General features: G+C 48.7%; 4 protein-coding genes. All 4 read right to left on the bottom strand.

From position 1 onward, the window contains the following. Window positions 1–628: PfkB family carbohydrate kinase (locus SGI98_07880; protein ID MDZ4743320.1), on the bottom strand; the 628-nt coding region annotated here is incomplete at its 3' end. A 12-nt stretch (window positions 629–640) separates the two neighbouring features. After that, window positions 641–1,288, bottom strand: a complete 648-nt coding sequence (thiE, locus tag SGI98_07875) for a thiamine phosphate synthase (GenBank protein ID MDZ4743319.1) — start codon at window positions 1,286–1,288, stop codon at window positions 641–643. 62 nt (window positions 1,289–1,350) lie between these two features. Next, window positions 1,351–1,722 (bottom strand): GxxExxY protein, encoded by a 372-nt coding sequence (locus tag SGI98_07870; GenBank protein ID MDZ4743318.1) that lies wholly within the window; start codon window positions 1,720–1,722, stop codon window positions 1,351–1,353. 57 nt (window positions 1,723–1,779) lie between these two features. After that, complete coding sequence (locus SGI98_07865; protein MDZ4743317.1) at window positions 1,780–2,991, bottom strand: 6-phosphofructokinase; 1,212 nt, start codon at window positions 2,989–2,991, stop codon at window positions 1,780–1,782. Window positions 2,992–3,272: the final 281 nt, after the last annotated feature.

The following is a 3,272-nucleotide window of genomic DNA, read 5'->3' as shown; positions in this document are numbered from 1 at the left end:
GAATCGCGCCGTGCTCGCCTTTTTTAATGACGACATAACGGGGGCCCATTTTCATGATTTCGTGGCCGGCCTTGATGATATTGTCCAAACCGGTAAAGTCACGGGCTTCACTATCATTGAGGATGAGCATATCGACTTGTTTGACTAATTTGTGCAAGTCATCTTTGGCGATCTGGATCCAGAGGTCCATAGTGTCGGCGATAATGAATTTTGGGGAATCAATCTGTGAAAGGACGTGACTTTGGAGTGAGGGAGCGATATTGGCTAAGAGAATGTAGGGGGTGGAGCGGTAGCTGGCGGGCAAATGAGGCATGAATGTCTCGAATACATTCAGATCCACCGAAATCGTCTTGCGGTTATTCATATTGATCTCGTATTCACCGGACCATGTGAAAGTCTTTCCTTTTTCGGTGACGAGTCCTTCTGTATCGACATTTTTCGAATTAAACAACTCGACATATTCCTTTGGGAAATCCTCACCGATCACGCCGACCATTTTTGTAGGAGCAAAAAAACCGGCGGCTACCGAGGAATAGGAGGCAGAGCCACCGAGAAGGTTTTTATGATCTTCTTTTGGGGTTTTGATATTATCGAGAGCGACGGATCCAACGACAAGTACTGATGACATAGGGGGATATTTCTAGGATGAAACGGGATTGGCTTCCAGCAAAATTTTCTTATACCACGAGCAAATTGTTTTCATATCGTGGGAACCAAGGATTTCAGAGACAATGACCACCCCCAGGGCCCCTTTTGACAGGACGGTAGCCACATTATCCTGCTTGATCCCCCCAATACAAAAAAATGGTACGGTGGCTATTTCCCGCACCCGGGCAATTTGCTCCAGTCCGATTGCGGTATAATCAGGTTTTGTCGGTGTCGCAAAAAGGGGGCCGAATCCCGTGTAATCGGGTTTTTCAGCCAAAGCATCCTCTGCTTGCTCCAAGGAATGGGTGGATTTACCCACGATGATCTTACCGGGAAATAATCTACGCACTTCACTCACAGGCTGGTCATCTTGGCCGACATGAACCCCATCGGCCCCGATCTCGAGGGCCACCCCAGGATGGTCATTAATGATCAGGGGCACCCCGGCATCCCGGGTGATGGCAAGAATCGCCCGGCCCATTTGTGCAATTTGCGCGGGGGTATGCCCTTTTGCCCGTAACTGGATGAGGTCCGCCCCGCCTGCCACCATCTCACGGGCAATTTGCGTGACATCCCGCCCGGCGAGGTAACCTGTATCGATAATCGTGTAGAGCCTGGCTTCTGAAAGGGGTTTTATCATAAAAATCATTTCTCGCTAAGGGTGTAGTTAACCACGAAGAACACGAAAGTCACGAAGTGGGATTATAAAACCACTCTTTTTAAACCGGTTTTGAGTATTCTAACATTAAAATCCATGAGTAGTCCTATTTTTATATTAGAGAGTCTCATATAGGTAATCAACTGGGTATCATGGATGGGGAGCAAAGATTCCACACTTTTAATTTCTAGAATAATTTTGTCTTCAACCAAGATGTCTATTCGGTATCCGCAATCCAAGGATACATTCTTATAACGAATAGGAATACTTTTTTCCATTTCAAAGCGAATACCAACAGTGCTCAGCTCATGAGCTAAACAATGTTGGTATGCCGATTCTAATAAACCTGGCCCTCGGCAACGGTGAACATCCAAGGCACACCCGATAACAGTCCGAGACAAGGGATCAAACGGGATAGGGGGATTCATCCTTTAATATTACTTCGTGTCTTTCGTGTTCTTCGTGGTGATACGCTATTTCTTTTTGGCTTTGACCTTTACTCCTTTGAATCGTCCGATGACGGGGAGGGGGCCGACGATGGGTTTGGCGTATTCGATAAAGGCTTTGGTGACATCGTTGCCTTCTTTATTGATGAAGTTATCCGGTACGTGGCGGGTTTCCTTGGCGACGAGCTTGAGCTCGATGCGTTCGAAAAAGACATCATATTTCTTCCCGACCTTGCGGCGGATCGCCACGGAGCCGTCATTATATTTTTTTACCGCAAATTGCACGGCGAGTTTGCCGACGGTGCGGGCCTCTTTCATATCATTTTCGGAATACACCCCGGGGAAGGATCGCTGGAGGTAACCGAATGTGTCTGCACGCACACGGGTGATTTTTGTCCGGGCTTTGATCTCTTGGGCGAGGGAGTCACCTAAGGCACCGGTGCCGCTGAGCTGGACATTACCGTGGGAATCGACTTCCTTCGAGAATTTCGTCGCGATAGCCACGCCGGATTCATCGGCGATCCCTTCAGATACGGCGATGATACAACGGCCGAGCTTTTTATAGATACGCTCGACATCGGCGACGAATTTATCCATGGAGAAAGCGCGTTCAGGCAGGTAAATGAGGTGGGGACCGTCATCAGGATAGACGCGGGCGAGGGCTGAAGCAGCCGTCAGGAATCCTGCATGGCGGCCCATGATGACATTAACCTTCACACCCGGCAGTGCGCGGCTGTCGAGATTATCCCCCATACTGGCGCAGGCGACGAATTTGGCAGCGGAAGCAAACCCGGGAGTATGATCGTTTTCACGCAGGTCGTTATCGATCGTTTTCGGGATATGGAAACAATGCAGCTCGTAACCGACTTTTTTAGCTGTTTCATTAATGATATTAGCCGATTCAGCAGAGTCATTTCCACCGATGTAGAAAAAGTAACGGATGTCGTGTTTGCGCAGGATTTCAAAAACTTTGGTGCATTCATCAGGGGTGGGTTTTTTGCGGGCGGAACCTAATGCAGAAGCAGGGGTCAGGGCGATCGCTTCGAGATCAGAGGTCTTTTCCTTGCGCAGGTCGATGAAATCTTCAGCCAAGATGCCGGACATCCCGTGGAGGGCCCCATAAATATTTTTAATTTGTTTATGTTTTTTTGCCTCGAGTATCGCGCCGACGAGGCTTTGGTTGATGACGACAGTCGGTCCACCGCTTTGACCGATCAACATATTTCCTTTGAGTGCCATAATTTTTCTCCTGATTTTAAAAAAAGTTACTTATTATATTCCCGCGCGAGTGTGCCCATTCATGGCGGAGCAATCAAATAAAAACTCATGAATATTTCGTTTTTCAGGGATGAAAGGTGTCTTGGATAGCCAGCGGGTGAGGTGAATTTCACCACGGAGGGGAGGCGATGTTCTAAGTGCTCGGTGCGAAGTACTAAGCTGTAGGGCGACCGGCCCGGTTGCCAAATGCCGGATGTCATCTCGAACGCCCGGCCCACAGCAAGCAGGGCCACTTTTCAGGG

This window comes from Verrucomicrobiota bacterium (assembly GCA_034440155.1).
In the GTDB taxonomy this organism is placed as follows: Bacteria; Verrucomicrobiota; Verrucomicrobiia; order JAWXBN01; family JAWXBN01; genus JAWXBN01.
Note: the sequence above shows the minus strand (reverse complement) of the source record. Positions and strands in the feature narration are given on the sequence as shown.

What these genes read in the sequence shown, in the direction of transcription:
- thiE (MDZ4743319.1), bottom strand. Translation starts at nt 1,288, where the DNA reads ATGATAAAACCCCTTTCAGAAGCCAGGCTCTACACGATTATCGATACA.
- SGI98_07865 (MDZ4743317.1), bottom strand. Translation starts at nt 2,991, where the DNA reads ATGGCACTCAAAGGAAATATGTTGATCGGTCAAAGCGGTGGACCGACT.